A 226-nucleotide genomic window follows, 5' to 3' on the forward strand; every position below is an offset into this window, starting at 1 on the left:
GCTGTTTCGCCAGACAGGTCAGCACTGGGGACATGAGCGTTACCCAGATGATCAATGGCAGGGGCTTCAGGTCTTTGCTGTCGACGGTGCACTCTTGCGAACCCAAGATACAAATGATCTTCGTGAGCATTTTGGCTCAGGGAATACTTCCACGCAGCGCCAGACGCCATTTCCGATGCTACGGCTCGTCGCACTGATGAATGTGCGCTCGCATATATTAGTCGAT

At 53.1% G+C, this 226-nt stretch carries 1 pseudogene; it reads left to right on the plus strand.

The annotated features are described in order from the left end of the window. A pseudogene (locus RRF55_RS28495) lies at window positions 1–226 on the plus strand (IS4 family transposase); the annotation flags it as partial.

The organism is Klebsiella sp. K47 (assembly GCF_051858335.1).
GTDB classification, from domain to species: Bacteria; Pseudomonadota; Gammaproteobacteria; order Enterobacterales; family Enterobacteriaceae; genus Klebsiella; species Klebsiella pneumoniae.